The sequence below is a fragment of the Janthinobacterium amylolyticum genome, from assembly GCF_051380655.1.
Lineage (GTDB): Bacteria > Pseudomonadota > Gammaproteobacteria > Burkholderiales > Burkholderiaceae_D > Janthinobacterium.
This window is the reverse complement of record NZ_JBNYXL010000001.1, coordinates 346,251-362,356: the sequence shown is the minus strand read 5'-3', so window position 1 is coordinate 362,356 and position 16,106 is coordinate 346,251. Positions and strand designations below refer to the sequence as shown.

The 16,106-nt window shown below is 63.2% G+C and carries 16 protein-coding genes; 8 read left to right on the top strand and 8 right to left on the bottom strand.

Annotated features, from left to right (window positions below; translation table 11 throughout):
• Positions 1 to 39: 39 nt before the first annotated feature.
• The gene (locus ACQ4WR_RS01765; RefSeq protein ID WP_436484900.1) at positions 40 to 831 is read left to right on the top strand and encodes an SDR family NAD(P)-dependent oxidoreductase; all 792 of its coding nucleotides are present in this window, start codon (positions 40 to 42) and stop codon (positions 829 to 831) included.
• A gap of 19 nt (positions 832 to 850) precedes the next feature.
• Here the strand turns inward: ACQ4WR_RS01765 and ACQ4WR_RS01760 are convergent, their stop codons facing one another.
• Positions 851 to 1,975, bottom strand: coding sequence for a catalase family protein (locus tag ACQ4WR_RS01760; RefSeq protein ID WP_436484898.1), 1,125 nt, complete (start codon positions 1,973 to 1,975; stop codon positions 851 to 853).
• Positions 1,976 to 2,134: 159 nt separating this feature from the next.
• The gene (locus ACQ4WR_RS01755) at positions 2,135 to 3,031 is read right to left on the bottom strand and encodes a LysR family transcriptional regulator (protein ID WP_436484896.1); all 897 of its coding nucleotides are present in this window, start codon (positions 3,029 to 3,031) and stop codon (positions 2,135 to 2,137) included.
• A 101-nt stretch (positions 3,032 to 3,132) separates the two neighbouring features.
• Here ACQ4WR_RS01755 and ACQ4WR_RS01750 point away from each other — a divergent pair, with 101 nt between their 5' ends.
• On the top strand, positions 3,133 to 4,572 hold the full coding sequence (locus tag ACQ4WR_RS01750; protein WP_436484894.1) for an amidase: 1,440 nt from the start codon (positions 3,133 to 3,135) through the stop codon (positions 4,570 to 4,572).
• Between the two features lie 134 nt (positions 4,573 to 4,706).
• Here the strand turns inward: ACQ4WR_RS01750 and ACQ4WR_RS01745 are convergent, their stop codons facing one another.
• On the bottom strand, positions 4,707 to 5,129 hold the full coding sequence (locus ACQ4WR_RS01745) for a DUF2061 domain-containing protein (protein ID WP_436484893.1): 423 nt from the start codon (positions 5,127 to 5,129) through the stop codon (positions 4,707 to 4,709).
• 210 nt (positions 5,130 to 5,339) lie between these two features.
• Between ACQ4WR_RS01745 and ACQ4WR_RS01740 the strand changes: the two genes are divergently transcribed.
• On the top strand, positions 5,340 to 6,107 hold the full coding sequence (locus tag ACQ4WR_RS01740) for a hypothetical protein (RefSeq protein ID WP_436484891.1): 768 nt from the start codon (positions 5,340 to 5,342) through the stop codon (positions 6,105 to 6,107).
• 58 nt (positions 6,108 to 6,165) lie between these two features.
• Here the strand turns inward: ACQ4WR_RS01740 and ACQ4WR_RS01735 are convergent, their stop codons facing one another.
• On the bottom strand, positions 6,166 to 7,512 hold the full coding sequence (locus ACQ4WR_RS01735) for a chitinase (RefSeq protein WP_436484889.1): 1,347 nt from the start codon (positions 7,510 to 7,512) through the stop codon (positions 6,166 to 6,168).
• A gap of 371 nt (positions 7,513 to 7,883) precedes the next feature.
• Positions 7,884 to 8,570 (bottom strand): PEP-CTERM sorting domain-containing protein, encoded by a 687-nt coding sequence (locus ACQ4WR_RS01730; protein WP_436484887.1) that lies wholly within the window; start codon positions 8,568 to 8,570, stop codon positions 7,884 to 7,886.
• 627 nt (positions 8,571 to 9,197) lie between these two features.
• Here ACQ4WR_RS01730 and ACQ4WR_RS01725 point away from each other — a divergent pair.
• On the top strand, positions 9,198 to 9,320 hold the full coding sequence (locus ACQ4WR_RS01725) for a hypothetical protein (RefSeq protein ID WP_436484885.1): 123 nt from the start codon (positions 9,198 to 9,200) through the stop codon (positions 9,318 to 9,320).
• Positions 9,321 to 9,635: 315 nt separating this feature from the next.
• Here ACQ4WR_RS01725 and ACQ4WR_RS01720 read toward each other — a convergent pair whose 3' ends face one another.
• Entirely contained in the window at positions 9,636 to 10,481 is an 846-nt protein-coding gene (locus ACQ4WR_RS01720) for a hypothetical protein (RefSeq protein WP_436484884.1), read from the bottom strand.
• A 428-nt stretch (positions 10,482 to 10,909) separates the two neighbouring features.
• Between ACQ4WR_RS01720 and ACQ4WR_RS01715 the strand changes: the two genes are divergently transcribed.
• Positions 10,910 to 12,853 (top strand): FTR1 family protein, encoded by a 1,944-nt coding sequence (locus tag ACQ4WR_RS01715; protein ID WP_436484882.1) that lies wholly within the window; start codon positions 10,910 to 10,912, stop codon positions 12,851 to 12,853.
• Between the two features lie 41 nt (positions 12,854 to 12,894).
• On the opposite strand, the gene ACQ4WR_RS01710 is transcribed toward ACQ4WR_RS01715, so the two are convergent.
• On the bottom strand, positions 12,895 to 13,266 hold the full coding sequence (locus ACQ4WR_RS01710; RefSeq protein WP_436484880.1) for a gamma-glutamylcyclotransferase family protein: 372 nt from the start codon (positions 13,264 to 13,266) through the stop codon (positions 12,895 to 12,897).
• Positions 13,267 to 13,534: 268 nt separating this feature from the next.
• Here ACQ4WR_RS01710 and ACQ4WR_RS01705 point away from each other — a divergent pair, with 268 nt between their 5' ends.
• Both ACQ4WR_RS01705 and ACQ4WR_RS01700 read left to right on the top strand, forming a co-directional pair.
• Positions 13,535 to 13,912 carry a c-type cytochrome gene (locus ACQ4WR_RS01705; protein ID WP_102297878.1) on the top strand — a complete coding sequence of 126 codons (378 nt, stop codon included), beginning with the start codon at positions 13,535 to 13,537 and terminating at the stop codon, positions 13,910 to 13,912.
• A 186-nt stretch (positions 13,913 to 14,098) separates the two neighbouring features.
• Positions 14,099 to 14,716, top strand: coding sequence for a RhiA family protein (locus ACQ4WR_RS01700; protein ID WP_436484878.1), 618 nt, complete (start codon positions 14,099 to 14,101; stop codon positions 14,714 to 14,716).
• 25 nt (positions 14,717 to 14,741) lie between these two features.
• Here the strand turns inward: ACQ4WR_RS01700 and ACQ4WR_RS01695 are convergent, their stop codons facing one another.
• A complete protein-coding gene (locus ACQ4WR_RS01695; protein WP_436484876.1) occupies positions 14,742 to 15,356 on the bottom strand; it encodes a class I SAM-dependent methyltransferase in 615 nt (204 codons plus the stop codon).
• A 109-nt stretch (positions 15,357 to 15,465) separates the two neighbouring features.
• On the opposite strand from ACQ4WR_RS01695, the gene ACQ4WR_RS01690 reads away from it, so the two are divergent.
• Positions 15,466 to 16,086 (top strand): TetR/AcrR family transcriptional regulator, encoded by a 621-nt coding sequence (locus tag ACQ4WR_RS01690; RefSeq protein WP_436484874.1) that lies wholly within the window; start codon positions 15,466 to 15,468, stop codon positions 16,084 to 16,086.
• Positions 16,087 to 16,106 lie beyond the last annotated feature (20 nt).

Sequence of the window (16,106 nt, the reverse complement as noted above, 5' to 3'; positions counted from 1 at the left end):
AGTTTACAGTGAAATTCCTTTCACTACGACACTGTTGACATGCTTCCATTCAACTACTCCGGGCAGACCGTGCTCATCACCGGCGCCTCGTCCGGCATCGGCCGCGTCTTTGCGGAAACCCTGGCCGCGCGCGGCGCCCATTTGCTGCTGCTGGCCCGCTCCGGCGCCGTGCTGGACAAGCTGGCCAAGGAACTTGCCCAGCGCCACGGCATCCGCGCCCATGCCCTGGTTGCCGACCTGGGCCAGCCTGGCGCCGCCGAAGCCGCGCATGCGCAGGCCTGCGCGCTGGGCATGCCACCCGATGTCCTGATCAATAATGCCGGCTTCGCCACGCATGGCAGATTTGATAACACCTTGCTGAGGCGCCAGTCCGCCGAGGTAGCCGTCAATTGCACCGCCCTCATGGAGCTGACGCACTGCGCCTTGCCGCACATGCTGGCGCAAGGACGTGGCGCCATCATCAATGTAGCGTCCACCGCCGCCTTGCAGCCCGACCCTTACATGGCGGTTTACGGCGCCAGCAAGGCGTTCGTGCTGTCGTTTTCGGAAGCGTTGTGGGCGGAAAACCGCCAGCGCGGCGTGCGCGTGCTGGCACTGTGTCCAGGTGCGACGGAGACGGCCTTTTTTGACGTGGTGGCCGCGCCGGAAGCGGCCGTGGGCAAGCGCATGGCGCCGCAGGCGGTGGTCGACGAAGCCTTGCGCGCGCTCGATCGGGGCCGCAGCAGCCATGTGGCGGGACGGCAAAACCGCCTGCTGGCCTGGCTGCCGCGCCTGCTGCCGCGCCAGACCGTGCTCGGCATTGTGGAAGGCATGCTCAAGCCGCGTACCTGATGCGGCTTGCCCCGCGTGCTTAGTGAAGCGGGAAGTCGTCAAGGCTGTCCGGTTCGCGCACGACGTTGCCCGTGCGCTCAAAGCGGAAGCGGGCCGACATCGCATATGCAGCCTTGCGCACGCGCATGATGGAACCCAGCGGACGGTGCGCCAGCACGCCGTGCCAGGGACTGAAGGCCATGCCGTCATCAACGGCGCGCGACAGGGCCTCGCTCCAGCCCGCCTGCGGCGGCGCCGTGATGCGCGCCACGGGCAAATACGGGCTGTCTTCTTCCGGCCAGGCAACGGACGCGTCCTCCAAGGGCATGCTGTCGATGTCGCGGCACAGCTGGATGCGCACTTCCCAGGTCGCCGCGTGGCTGGCAAAGAAGGCGACGACGGCGTCGCGCAAGCCGTTGGGCTTGCCATCGAGGTCGACCGGCGCACCGGCCAGGCCCGCCAGTTCCGGCGAGACGGGCACCAGCGCCACTTTGGCCATGTAGGCGCCATATAAAATGGGCGCCTGGCTGTAGTAGGTTTCGCCCAGCACATGGGTTTCCGGATGGCCACCCAGGCTTTTCAGGGTGCCGCTTTCGCCGCCCACGGCTTCGAGCGCCTTTTCCGCACCCTGCAAGACGGTCGAGAGCGCCTGTTTCAGGCGTGGCGCCTTGTCCGTGGTACTGGCCAGCAGCTTCAGGCTACCGAGGAATTTCTTCGCGCTCGGCGCCAGGAAGGCGGGCCCGTTGACCAGCACGAAATCCTGCGTGCTGGCCGGCGCTACAGCAGCGTCCGCGTCCAGGCTGGACAGCTGCGTGCCCGGCACGCCGAGGAGCTTGATGGCCATGCCGCGCGGCACGGAGACATTGTCGTCGAGGATGTCGCCGGGAATGGTCGAGATGCGCATCACCACGTCATAGCCGGCTGGCGTGGCGAACAGGCCTTGCGCCAGCTCGGGCGCCAAGTTGTCCAGCACTTGCAGGCGGCCGTGCAGCAAGCCGTGGCTCTTGGCATGCACGCTGCGCGTGGCGTGGCCAGAGTCTGCATAGGTGGTGCTGGAAATGCCGCGCAGGGTCTGCAGCAGCTGCGCGCAGGTTTCCTGCTCGCCTTCCTCCTCGAATTCATAGCGGCTGTCGTACGGTACGGGCGGGCGTGGAATGGCGGACATGGCTTTTCCTTGTGATGGGTGAGGGTGCTCCATCATTGCCGCCTGCGCCACAAACTTCCGTTTGCTGGCATACACAGGCGTAGAAATAAGCGTGAACGCATTGTCTGCGCGACAAGCAGGCCCGCTTGCCTGCCGCGCCATCCAGGCACGTCAATAAATTCACAGGCTGGCCATGATGCGCTCGCGCAGCCAGCGATGCGCCGGGTCCAGGTGCATGCGCTCGTGCCAGACCATGGCCATTTCATAGTCGGGCAAGGTGATGGGCGGCTCCCAGATGCGCAGGGAGCCCAAGGCGTTTTTCAGCAGGCGCGACGGTAGCAGGGCGACCATGTCGGAGGCCGCCAGCAAGGGCGGGACGATGAGGAAATGCGGCACGGACAGCACCACCTTGCGCTTCTGGCTCAACTGCTGCAGGGCCGTATCGACGGCCGTGCGGAAGCCGCCGCCGCTCGGCGAGACGACGATGAATTCCAGCGCGCAAAACTGCTCGAGACCTGGCTGCGCCTGCAGCAGCGGGTGGTCGTGACGGCCCGCCAGGACATAGTGTTCCGTAAACAAGGTGCGGTGGCGCAGTGTCGACGGCGCTTCTTCCTGCGCCAGGAAGCCCAGGTCGACCTGGCCCGTCTCCAGCGCCTGCGCCATGCGCTCCGGCACGGCTTCGAACACGGCCATGCGCGACAGCGGCGCCTGGGCGCGCAAGGCCGGCAGCAGGGGCAGCAGGATCGCATATTCGGTGGCATCGGCCGCCGCCAGGTTCCAGCGCACCTCGGCCGTTGCCGGCTCGAACGCCTGTTCCGGCTGCAAGACTTGCTCCAGCTGCGCCAGCACGGCTTGCAGAGGTGCAAACAGGGCCAGCGCGCGTGCCGTGGGCAGCATGCCGCGTGGCCCGGGCAACAGCAGCGGGTCGTCGAAGGCCGTGCGCAGCTTGCCCAGCTGTACGCTGACGGAAGGCTGGCTCAGGTGCAGCCGCTCGGCTGCCCGGGTCACGTTGCGCTCAGTGAGCAGTGCATTCAGGGTCAGCAGCAGGTTCAAATCCAGCTTACGCAAATTAATCATGGCTATACCTAGTATTTACTTTATTCATTTCCACAATGATAGCGCAAGCCCTACAGTAGTTCCTGTGACTTTTAATCTTCACCCTCTACAGGAGCAATCTCATGCAAGTATCTGAATATGTTAGCTTTGATGGCATTGGACTGGCGCAGCTGGTACGCGATGGCGCGGTCAGCGCGGCGGAATTGCAGGACGCCGCCTTGCGCGCCTTGCACGCTGTTAATCCGCAGATCAATGCCGTGGCCGAGCACTGGCCGGCTGACCTGTCCGCCGTCGATGGCACTGCGCCGTTCGCCGGCGTGCCGTTTTTGATCAAGGACATGGCCGTGACAATGGCGGGCCAGCGCAGCGAATATGGCAGCCGCCTGGCAGCCGGCCACGTGAGCGCGTCCGACTCCCATTTGATGACGCTGTTCCGCAAAGCCGGACTGGCCACGTTTGGCCGCAGCGGCACGCCGGAAATGGCGTTTGCCACCACCACCGAGCCCGTCTTGTATGGCGCCACGCGCAATCCATGGAATCTGGCGCTGAGCGCGGGCGGCTCCAGCGGCGGCGCGGCGGCGGCCGTGGCAGCCGGCATCGTGCCACTCGCGCATGCGACGGATGCGGCCGGCTCGATCCGCGTGCCGGCCGCGTCGACTGGGCTGTTCGGCTTGAAGCCCAGCCGGGGCCGGGTCTCGAACGGCCCCGCCATGGACGAGATCTTCAGCGGCCTGGGCGTCCAGCTGGGCGTGAGCCGCACGGTGCGCGACAGCGCCGCCTTGCTTGACGCCGTGCAAGGCATGCCGGCGGGCGAGCCGTATGTCACGGCCGCGCCCGGCCACAGCTGGCTGTCGCAAGTGAACGCGGCGCCGGGCAAGCTGCGCATCGGCGTGCAGCGCGCGGCCTGCAATGGCGCCCGTCCCGCGCCTGCCATCGCTGCCGCGCTGGACGCCACCGTGCGCCTGCTGGAAAGCCTGGGCCATCACGTGGAAGAAGTGGCGCCCGCGCTGGACGTGCCGTGGGAAGTGTTCGTGCAAGCCAATGCGCGCATCTGGTGCGCCAACCTGGTGCCGTGGATAGCCGGCCTGGCACAGGAAAGCGGACGCGCCGTGTCGCCCGAGACGCTGGAGCCAGCCACGTTGGCGTGCTACCGCTACGGGCAGACGGTGTCGGCGGTGGATTTCGTCGCCGCGCTTGACGTGCGCAACACGGTCACGCGGCAGGCCGGCGCCCTGTTTGGGCAGTACGATGTCTTGCTGACGCCCACCATGCCGGAGCTGCCGTGGCCGCTGGGACGCTATGGCGAAAACGAGGACAAGCTCGATGGCCTGGGCTGGACGGCGCGCCTGTTCGAGCACTCGCCGTACACGCCGCTGGCCAACGTGGCGGGCTTGCCGGCCATGTCCGTGCCGCTGGCGCAGTCGACCGACGGCTTGCCGATCGGCATGCAGTTCATGGCGGGCCATGCCAACGATGGGACCCTGTTGCGCCTGGCCGGACAACTGGAGCGGGCGGCGCCGTGGGCGCACCGGCGGCCGCCTATGTGGGCAGGCAAGGTGTAGAGAGAGCAAACAGCAAGCCAGGCGGCGGCATGCGGCCAGGCTATTGGCTATGGGCTGCGGCCTGTGGCAAAAAGCCGGGCGAACCGGGCGGGTCCTGCTCTTGGGGTGAAAAATGCCGGATTGACAGCAAAGCCTTACAAGGCCGCCAGGCGCGCCGCGCCACGTATTTCCATGCGTGAACGCAGGCGGTGCCACAGGCGGTCATGGAAGGGCAGAACGATCACGTTGCAGATCGGCTCGACCACGGCCAGCAGCCCGCCAAAAGCCATGGAACCCGTGGCCCAGTACATCACGCCGAAAGCGACGCCCATATGTAAACAGGTCTGGCTGATCTTTTCACCGGCCAGCGCGGCAAAGCCCAGGCGGCTGGTTGCGTAGCGGCGGCGGATGGCGCGCCAGGCTTTTTCATGCCATGGCAGCAGGGCGACATTGATGACGGGTTCGATAATCGCCGCCAAGCCACCGAGAGCCAGTGAGCCCGTCAGCAAGTAGGCGAGGCCGAAGGCGATCGACATATGCGTGAGAACCTGACTGAATGTTTTGATGGCTGTAAACAAGGGACGCTCCTTTTATGTTGAATTCGCTTATCCTTTGAGTAGATAGTAACGATTCTCATTTACAAAAGGAAGTAAAATATTTCAACCGAATCAATAGTTCTAAGCTATTAAACCTCTGTACTTAATTGTATTTGAAAAATAGGACATTTCCTGATGACCCGTTCGCTAGACATACCATGCCAGTAGTTCCTGGCGCATCTGGAGAACCGAGTGACGACCCTTTTTGATGACATCCTGGCCACCCCGCAACCCTGGTCGCAGCAGCGGATTGCCGAGTGGGCCGACGTATTTTCATCGCAACATGGCGCCAGCCTGCAAGATTTCGTCGTGCTCGAGCGCCTGCGGCGTGACGTGCGCGTCGACATGCGCGCGGTCGTGGGACAGTCGGAGCACTACGCGGGCCAATCCTGGCGCGAGGCGGTCTTGGCGCCGCAGTACAAGCCGGGCAAGATGCGCGCCGTGTTTGCCCAATACGAGCGCCATCCCGACTATTATTTCAACGGTGAGCTCGACAATGGCATCCTGCTCAGCTCCATCGATGGCAGCAACTGGTATACGAATGGCGGCGGGAACCACCGCACGGTGCTGGCAAAGTTCGCCTGCGACCGTATCGCGCGCCAGACGGGGCGCCATCCGCTGGTGCGCGGCGCGTGGACGTGCCACTACCAGGCAGACATGCTGGCCTGGTCGCTGTTTTGCCAGTTGCAGCAAGGCCATGCGGAAGCGATTTTCCTCCGTGTCACGCGGGAAGACATGCGTCAAGAGGCCGTGCCGGGCGGCAGCGACATCAGCTGGCGCCTGCAATTTTTCGTGGTAGACCGACGTTTCGGCGGCACAGCGCGCTCTGGCCGTCTCGATGCGGCGCAGTTTTGCGCTTACGCCCGGCATGTGCTGGCGCATGACGGCAGGCCAAGCTGGCGAGACCGCGTAATGAATAGTCTGATTGGCGACTCCGAGCGGCTCGTATACCCATCCTGACGCAAGGAAGGCGGGCCAGGGTGGCGCAGGAATGCCTGCGTCACCCTGTTTTTCTGCTTTACGGCAAGGTTTTCAGCACGGCCTTGGTTGGCACGGAGAAGTTATAGTTGTCGTGGCGGTCCCAGTTGATTGACCAGGTCATCACGCCGCGGAAGTCCGGATACGCCTGCAGCGGCTTGATGGTGCCGCAGTTGAGCAGGCGCGTCAGGCAATTCAATGCATTGCTGACATCGGCATTCGTCGTGAAACCGGAGCCGGCGGAACTGCGCCCCGATGGCACGCCAAAGCCCACCTGGTCCGGACGCAGGCCGGCGAAGGTATTGCCGCCGTAGTTAAAACCTTCGATCAGCATGCGCGCCGTGGCCACCAGCTGGTCAGCCGAGCCCGCCTTGATGGCGCCCGTGGCGTACGGCGTGTAGATGTCGCCATTGTTGTAGTACTGCGGGTGCAGCACCGTCAGCTCGGAGCGCAGGGCGTTGATGATGGGAATGTAAGCGCCCCAGATGCTGCCATAGCTGGTGTAGCCGCCTTCCACGTACACCCATTCCGGTGCCATCGAGAGGTAGAAACTGTTGCCGACCTTGGCTTTCAGGTTCTTCACGGCGATCGGCAGATACGTCTGGATGGCAGCGCCTTGCGCCACGCCGTTTTCCAGGTCGAGGTCGATGCCGTCAAAGCCATATTTGGTGATGATGGCGTACAGGCTGTTGGTAAAGTTCGTCGCTTCGGCCGTATTGCCGACGGAGACGGAACCGTTCTGCCCGCCCAGCGAGAGGATGACTTTCTTGCCTTTCGCCCGTTTGGCGGCCACGTCGGCAATGAACTGTGCTTCCGTACCCGCGCCCGGATCGATGGTCAGGCTGACATTGCCGCCGCCCGCGTTGTCGCCGAAGGAAACGACGATCACGTCCCAGTCATCGCTGACCTGGCTGATCGGATAGGTGGCGCCGCTGGGGTTGGTAAAGTTGTGCCAGTAGCCGATCAGCGCGTGTTTCGCCAGGCCGGTGGGCGTTGGAGTTGGAGTCGGGGTTGGCGTAGGCGTTGGAGTCGGTGTAGGTGTTGGCGTTGGTGTGGGAGTTGGCGTCGGTGTTGGTGTCGGAGTCGGCGTCGGTGTTGGAGTAGGGGTACCGCACTCTCCCACCGCCGTCCACGGCTGGCCAGTGCCGGCGGCACCGCTGCTGGTGGATGGGTTATTTCCTTGCGTCCACCAGTTGGCGTTGTAGTTCACATTGTTATAGCTGGCCTTGCCGCCGCCGTTGTAGACGGTGCTGCTGTTCCACGGCGTGAAGCACGCCACCGCTTCCGTCGTGCTGGCCAGCAACTGGCTGGCGCCGGCGCTGGAGCCGTCGCCGCCGCCGCAAGCGGCCAGGGTGCCGCCGAAGAGGGTGATGATGAGGGTGTTCATGACTGTCCGGTTCACTTGCATCTCCTTGTCTGTTTTTTTCATGGCCGGACGGCTGGACACCGTCCGATTTTTCAGAGTGCAAGCATTGCAGGTGGTAGTCAACTGGTTTTATTCTTTGCGCGAGATCACAATACCAGTTGCGCCTCATGCCGAAAGAAAGCCGTTGCGCGACCATACCAGTGGCGCGGCGACCTGCCGCTGGTATGGTCGTGGGAACAGCCTCCAACGCCGCAAAAGGCGTCGGAAGCAGGGTGGGGAAGGGAGGAGGACGGTTGACGGCGCCAGGCTAAGCCGCACCAGCACGCAATCGCCGCTGCGCAGCATGGCATGGCTTGGCCTTGCGGAGCACGCGGACAGGGCTGCCGTGAACATCAGGCCTTGCGGCGGCGCAAGGCAAAACCCGTCAGCGCCAGGCCGGCGGCCAGCATGCCGACGTGCGATGGCTCCGGAACTGTCGAAACGATGCTGGTGATGTTCGCCTTGAGGATCAGGGACACGTTGGTATAGGGACTGACGATGGGAGACGCATAGAAGAGAAACAGGCCGAACGATGCCGTGGTCGTGCCATTATTCAGATCCCATAGCTCTTCGATGCGTGGAAAGGTATACGGCGGGTAGTTCCACAGCGCGCTGTTAAAATTGAAGCTCACCAATGGGGCATGCCAGCCGGATAAATTCGTAGATACCGTGCCTGGCGTATAAAAATCATAGCTTCCAGCGCTCAGGCTCATTTCGGTTGATCCATTGTAAGCATCCAGTTGGCCTCCGACGGTGCTCACCGTCAAAGTGCCGGCACTAATTGTTGAAGAAACAAAGATTGGCCAGCTTCCATCTGCCGCATTGGGGCTGATCGCATCGTCGAAGGTAAAGCTGCCCGTAAATTTTGTCCCGACCGGTATCAATTCAGGAATAGGCCGACCGGAGCCATCGTCCCCCATGATGAATTGCGGTACGATCGTTCCCGTGACGAGGAAAGTTTTCTCGGCCGCCAATGCCTGCTGCATCGGCAGCGATGCGAGCACGAGGAGCATAGCCGCGGTTGTCGCCTTCAGTTTCATTATTTTTCCTTGTTTAATTTATAACGAAACGCATCCTAGCACGCCTGGCGGAAAAGTAATGCATATTTGACACTGCCAACGATGGCGTCAGTTTCCTTGCGAGCACTGCTCCTGGTGCTGATCCGATAAAGAATGGGCGTAAACGCGTTGTTACTGGCGGCATCAGGCTCAGGCCGATACTGGCGCGCCGCCGCGCCCGGTCCCAGGTTCAGCCAAATGCGGCATCGATCATCCGGGCAGCCCCGGCAAAGGGCGGCTGTCGGCCTGGAGACGCGCGAAAGGATAAATCAGCCATGGCGTTGTTCTTGGCGGAGTCGCCGGCAGCGGCCGTGACCGATCCCTTGCGGCGGCACAGGGTGCCAACAGTTTCCAGCGAGCCATCCAGGTTTTTAACCTGATCCTGCGGGTGGCGGTGCCGACAATAATCCGGCGTCCATCATCGCCGCCAGCCAGATGCTCAGCCTGAACCCACCGGTATTTACCGAACTGAACGCGCAAAAGACGAATACGAGCCGGATATGCTGATCGCCAGACGATGGCGACCTTACGCGTCAGGAACTGAGGCCATTCCTGTTCAATGCCTGCGTACTGGAGCGGTGCGGCACGGCCGCTGGCCATGAGCATGGCATGGAGCTGCCGGAATGCTGTAATTCCAGAAAGATGGCAACGCAGCAGGTCCGCACGGCCATCGAGCGCGCGCAGCGGCAGTGGGCCATTTCTTATAACCGCAAGAAACGCCAAGCCACCTGAGCGCCATAAACAGCCTGCATCATCGTCACCGGGAGGATACAGTTCGTCTGCGCCGGCACAAGCCAGACACCGACGCTGAAAAATGGCGCAAATCGCATTTGCGATCCGATTGTTGGCCAAAGCGAGGATTTGACGAAATCATCCATAACTTCGCATAATTTATATTATGTAAAATAGATGATGGGGAGTGCAAGGTACTTTTGATCATGAAACTAGTTTGCTGCTACCTGTTGCCATGGTTTTCACCTGCCATCATGCCAGCAAGAAGCACCTTCTCTGGTGCTTCTTGCTGGCACTGGACAGTCCACCTGTACGCTACTTGCCGGCCCGGTTGATCGCGGCAGCGTACTCCTGCGTCAGATCGGCCTTCTTGTAGATATCGTCGAACAGCCAGAAGAATCCGCCCTGAATGGCGCAGGATTGTACCCACCCGGCCATGGCGCCGTAGACGTCGGCCGGGCTGCTGTCGCTGGCGAGTCCGGGATACACGGGGACTGCGCCAAAGTTCCAGTTGGAACACGGCGACTGCCCCGCACCGCCCGAATAGCACTGCAGGTGGACGGCCGTGACCGTGCCTGGCCGTTGTTGATTGGCGCTGGTCGCGACGTCAATCCAGAACTGGTTGTTCGTGTACGGACACAGGCTCACCTCGTATCCAAGCTTACCGAGCATGACGGCAAAACTGACCATCGATGGATGGTCGTAGCAGTTTTCGTCATCGAAATCGATGGCGTCTATCCCGGGGATGGCGGTTTTCAGCGCATGGAAGTTCCGGTACAGGATGCTGTGCGGTCCCGTGCCGTCCACCTCGACCAGCGCCCTGATCGCCTGGAAGACGCCAGTGTTGCTGGAGCCAACTGAAAAAGTCAGGCGTGTCACGCTCGATGGCGTCGCTTTGAGCGCTGCCATCTGGCTGGCGAAAAGCGGGTATTTGGCGGCGCCGACATATTCGCCTTTGGCGGCAAGCGGAAATTCATAATTGAAGTTGAGGTCGCCTTCCTTATTGATGGCGATATTCCAGACGATCACTTCCCGAAAGCCGGATGCCTTGAGCTGGGGGATCGTTGTTGTGCCCTGGCTGTAGATCGGGCCGCCGCCGTAAATGCCGGACATCATGCCGGTTCGCGTGCCGCCGGTATTGGAAGATGGGTGCGCAGACATAATTGTAGCCTTTCTGGAAATGCCATCGGATAAAGGACAATGCCTGCGCATGATGCCTTAATTTTTAATCAAAAATATCTCCAATAAACACAGGCATCGAAACCACGGCGTTCGCCGCCGCCCCATGGTTGCGGGATGCCCTATCGATGCGCCAACGTGGCATCCATGCCGCACCGGGCACGCAAGCGCCCTTCCTCTTGCACAATCGTCATGCATTCGCAACGTTCTGTTGTTTCTTTTTAATACGATTGGCACAGGCCTCCAGCATCGGGCCGCCGCGCGCGCCACTGCGTTCATCCAGATCAATGAAACACGGATAACTGCCTCGTCATGGCATCCCGCAACGGGGCGCCACACCCCACACCGTTGACACCCAGCAATAGCTGTCCTATAGTCCCCGGGTCAAAAAATTAATGAGAATGAGAATCATGTTCATCAATATGAAGAAATGGCTCGTCTGCTACCCCGTGCTGGCGGCCGCCCTGCTGCTGGCTGGCGGCGCGCAAGCGCAGGAAACCGGACAGGCTGATGGCGCCAAGCAGCTGTGGCAGCTGATTGATTACGTCGCCGTCGACTACGGCGGCGCGGTCGAGCACGGCAAAGTGGTGAGCGAGGCCGAGTATGCGGAAATGCTCGACTTTACGGAAAACGCTGGCACGCAGATCACCGCCCTGCCCGCCCATGCCTCCAAAGATGCCGTGGCCAAGGCCATCGCCGAGCTGCGCACCGCCGTGGTCGCCAAGGCCGATGCCGAGGAAGTCAAGCGCCTGGCGCACCACGCGAACGGCTTGCTGATCGCCGCGTATCCGATTCACGTGGCGCCGAAAGTGCTGCCGAACCTGGCGCGCGGGGCGGCACTGTATGCGGCCCAGTGCGCTTCATGCCACGGCGTGGCCGGTGGCGGCGATGGCCCGCTGGCGGCCAGCCTGGAACCAAAGCCCATCGCCTTCACGGATGGCGACCGGGCGCAGTCCCGCAGCCTGATGGCGCTGTACCAGGTCATTTCGCAAGGCGTGGCGGGTACCTCGATGGCCAGTTTCGGCCAGCTGTCCGAGAACGAGCGCTGGGACCTGGCCTTCTTTATCGGCGGCATGTCGCATGACGATGCGGCGCGCGCGCGCGGCGAAAAACTGTGGCAGGACGATGCGCGGGCCAAGGGGCTGTACCCGGACCTGGCTGCCGTCACGACCCTGACGCAGGAAGCGGCGGCCGCCAAGCTGGGCGCGGACGATGCCCGTGCATTGACGGCCTACCTGCGCAGCCATCCTGGCAAGGCCGAGGCGCACAAGCCTGCCGGCCTGGCATTGTCGCGTTTGCGCCTGGCCGAAAGCCTGGCCGCCATGCATGCGGGCGACCGCGCGGCGGCCACGCGCCTGGGTCTGTCGGCCTACCTGGACGGCTTCGAGCCGATCGAGCCGATGGTCGGCGCGCGCAACAAGTCCTTGCTGCTGGCCGTGGAAAACGCCATGCTGTCCTACCGCTCCGCCGTTGCCAAGGGGACCGTTGCCGAGGCCGACGCGGCGGGCGAAAAGCTGCAGCAGTTGTTTACCCACGTGGAAGCGGAACTGGGCGAGGCCAAGGCCGAGCCGATGACAACCTTTATCGGCGCCCTGACGATCCTGCTGCGCGAAGGCGTGGAAGCGCTGCTGATTGTCATCGGCATCATCGCCTTTTTGCGCAAGGCCAAGCGCAAGGACGTGCTGCCGTATGTGCATGCGGGCTGGGCCAGCGCGCTGGTGGCGGGCGGCCTGACGTGGGTGGCGGCAACCTATCTGGTGACGATCAGCGGCGCCAGCCGCGAAGTGAGCGAAGGCCTCGGCTCCGTCTTCGCGGCGCTGGTATTGCTGAGCGTGGGCCTGTGGATGCACCAGAAGAGCAGCGCCGGGCGCTGGCAGGAATACCTGCACGAGAAACTCACGGCGGCCATGACGCGCCGCTCCGCCTGGGGCCTGTTTGCCCTGGCCTTCATCGCCGTCTACCGCGAAGTGTTTGAAACCGTGCTGTTCTACTCGGCGCTGGCCGCCGATGGCAATGGCGGCGCACTGCTGGGCGGCTTCGTGGTGGCGATCCTGCTGCTGGTGATCATCGCCTGGGCCTTGCTGCGCAGCAGTGCCCGCATGCCGATCGGAAAGTTCTTCTCGTGGACGTCCGCCTTCGTGGCCGTGCTGGCCGTGATCCTGATGGGCAAAGGCGTGGCAGCGCTGCAGGAAGCGGGCTGGATAGGCGTGAGTCCCGTCGACTTCATCCGCGTCGATCTGCTGGGTATCCTGCCGACACTGGAAACCTTGCTGGCGCAGGGCGCCATCCTGGCCATCATCGTCGCCGGCTATGGCTGGAACCGCATCGCGGCGGGCAAGCGCAAGCCTGCCTGATTGCGCCGCTGCCTGCACGGTGACGCTTGCAGTGCCGGACGCTAGCTTCCCGGCACCGCATCACGGGAATCCACGTAGGCCCAGGCCTGCGTGCCCGACGCCAGGGTGACGCGCGCGCGCCGGTAGGCGGCCACTTCATAACCGTCCGCCTGTTGCAGCTCGGCTGGCGTCACGGCCAGCACGGCGCCGGCCACGCTGTCGCCAGGGTCGCCGCTGCGCGAAACCAAAGGATGATGCGTCTTGCCGCTGGTCGCCACGACTTGCGCGTCACCGATGGCCAGCTGCGACAGGCGGTAGCCGGGCAAGGCATCGGGCCGGCCATCGAGCAGCCGCCCGAAGGTGGCCAGCTGCACGCCGGCCTGTTGCAAGGTGCCGTAGGAAAACAGGTGCTCGATTGCTGTCTGGGTTGCCATGGACACTCCATTTTTCTGCCCGCGCGCCAGGATGCGCCGTTGCCACGGCGTACCATCAGCTGCTGGCTACCACACGAAAACGAACAGCGTATTTTGATGGCTTGTGGGACAATGCCGGCCAGCCAGCAGGCCCGCCGCGCACGCGGACATACTGGCAATGCATGATCCGCCGGACCACGCCCGCGCGCGGTGAATTGACAGCGCGCCTGCGGGCGGCATATGCCCTCGCTACAGTGCTGTTTTATACTACAAGTGTACCTGCCACCAAATGAAACCCTTATTCATCGCCACACTGGCCATTGTATCGCTCATTCAAACGCCACTCTGCATCGCGGAAAACCTCAACGGGAAAAACCTCTACGTACAAAGGTGCGCCGTATGCCACGGCGCGGATATCCGCGGTACAGGCCCCCTGGCCAATAAAAGCAGTCCCCCGACACCTGACCTGACGACAGCCGCCTTCAAGAAACGCTTGAAGGATTATCCGGGCGTTATCGTCTCATCCGTCATCCTGCGCCCGAATGGCGACCTGATACCCAGGACCTTGAAAGAGAATGGCGTCAAGATAGCGCCATACGCCTGGAAGGTGAATGACTTCCGCGATTTGCATCAATACATGAGCAGCGTGATTGCCAAAACCCGGTGATCCTGTCATGCCCGTCCATTCGGCGGCGCAATGCGGGACAGTTGCCGGCGTAGAGGCGGCGTTCACGTAAAAGTTGTATACGCGGTCACTTTCGGTAGAATCGCTGCAGCGCAATGCGGCGCCGTTCCGATGGCGCCGCCTGCCCACTTTTTTGTTACCGCCCGCCACCACCACGGAGATCCCGCCATGGCCGTTCACTTGAACTTCATCAACCGCTCCAACGACACAAACAATGCGCGGATCGTCATCTTCCAGAAGAATGTCGCTCGCAACACCGGTGAAATTCCCATCGCCTGGCGCGTGATCGACTACTGCGGCGTGGGCGACAACCATCCGTTTACGTTCCCTTTGTCGATGACCGTCGCCGTCAGCGACGACCAGGGCGGCTACACGCCGCAGATCGAGGCGATGCACGGCGCCTCGTACCACGCCGCCCTGATGCCCTCGGGCATTACCCTGTTACCTTCAGGCCAGGCCAGCAGCAACCGTGAAATCCAGGTGTTCAACTTTCTTCAGAAAGGCGCCATTGACGCCGGCGTCTACAAGGATGGCCGCCTGCTGGCCCTGAGAACCCAGCTGGGGCCGAACCAGGAGGCGGCATTCGCGTTCAAGCCCAGCATCTGGATCGGCGCCGCCTCGCAGGTCACGCAAGGCGAAGTGCTGCACCCGAGCGTCCTTTCGGAGGTCAGCACGGAACTGTCGTTGCAGGGCATCGCCAGCGCCGACATCGTCATGACGGGAGGTGGCCCGGGCGAGAACGCGCCGCCGTTCGCGTTCAGCATGCAAAACATCGTGATGGCCTGAGCCGCCGGGCCAGGCCCGGGCTGCCTCATTTTTGAAAGGCCAGCCAGGACCAGCACACCCCGGCGTCACGATTGCGCGCCTGGACCGATGGCGCCTGCGTGCTCAATAACAGTTGCAGTCCATTGCGCAGCGCAAGGTCGATGGTTTCCCGCGCCGTTACCGCGAACATGCGCCGCCCTGCCGGGGCCGGGCCATGGCGCAGCGACACGACCAGCAGCGCGCCGGGATCGAGCAGCCTGCTGACGTTCTGCATCGCCTCGACACGTTCCTGGGCAGCAAGATGCATCCACACAGCCGTGACGAGTATCAGCTCATACCGCGCACCGCGCGCAGCAATGCCAGGCAGCGCCGGCAGGCTGTCGTCCACCCAGGCGATGGCATGTCGCGCATGCGCCCGCATGCCCGCTTCCCGGAATGCGGCGACCGGTTCCACCGCCGTCACCGTATGGCCGGCGCTGGCCAGCCACGCCGCATCGGCGCCTGTTCCGGCGCCGATATCGAGCACGGCGCACGGCAGCGCCGGCAAGAGCTGCAGGACGGGCCGGTATTTATCGAGGAATGGCACGCCGCCGTAGCGGGCAATGAGCTGCCCTGCATGGTCTGCATAGCCTTCGGTGCCGGGAACCGTCTGTGTATCCATGGGAGCATGTGCCTCATTGCCGTGACCGTCCATTATTCACCGGCGCCGTGCAGCTGGTCAATTTGGCAGCGGCCTGGCGCAAGCCGTGCAGTGTTTTCAAAACTAAGATATGATGACCGTCATGCACAATTCATCCAGCAGAACATCCAGCAAAGTTGCGGCGCAGAGCCGCAAGGAAGCCACGCACGAGCGTATCGTCGAGGTGGCCACGCGCGCCATCCGCCGCAGCGGCTATGCGGGCACGGGCGTGGCCGACATCATGAAGGAAGCGGGGCTGACGCACGGCGGCTTCTATGCGCACTTCGCGTCGCGCGACGCGCTGCTGGCCGAGGCCGGCGACCGCGCGGGCGCCGAATCCGTGGCGCTGGCGGCCAAAGTGGCGGCTGCCGCCCCGCCGGGCCAGGCGCTGCAGGCGATGCTGGCGGCGTATCTGTCGCCCGCGCATATCGCCGCCATCGACGTGGGCTGCCCCGTCTCGGCGCTGGGTTCGGAAATGCCGCGCCAGGCGCCCGAAGTGCGGCGCGCCGCCACCATCCACATCAAGGAAATGATCGACCTGTTCGCGCGCCAGCTGCCCAACTGGGGCCAGCCGGAAGCGCACGCGCAGGCCATGGCCATGGTCTGTGCCATGATCGGCACCACCATCCTGGCGCGTGCCGTCGACGAGCCGGCCCTGTCCGAGGCCCTGTGCGCGGCCACGCTGGCGCAATGCCCGCAGGCAGACAAGTAACCCACCGGCCCGTGGCGCCA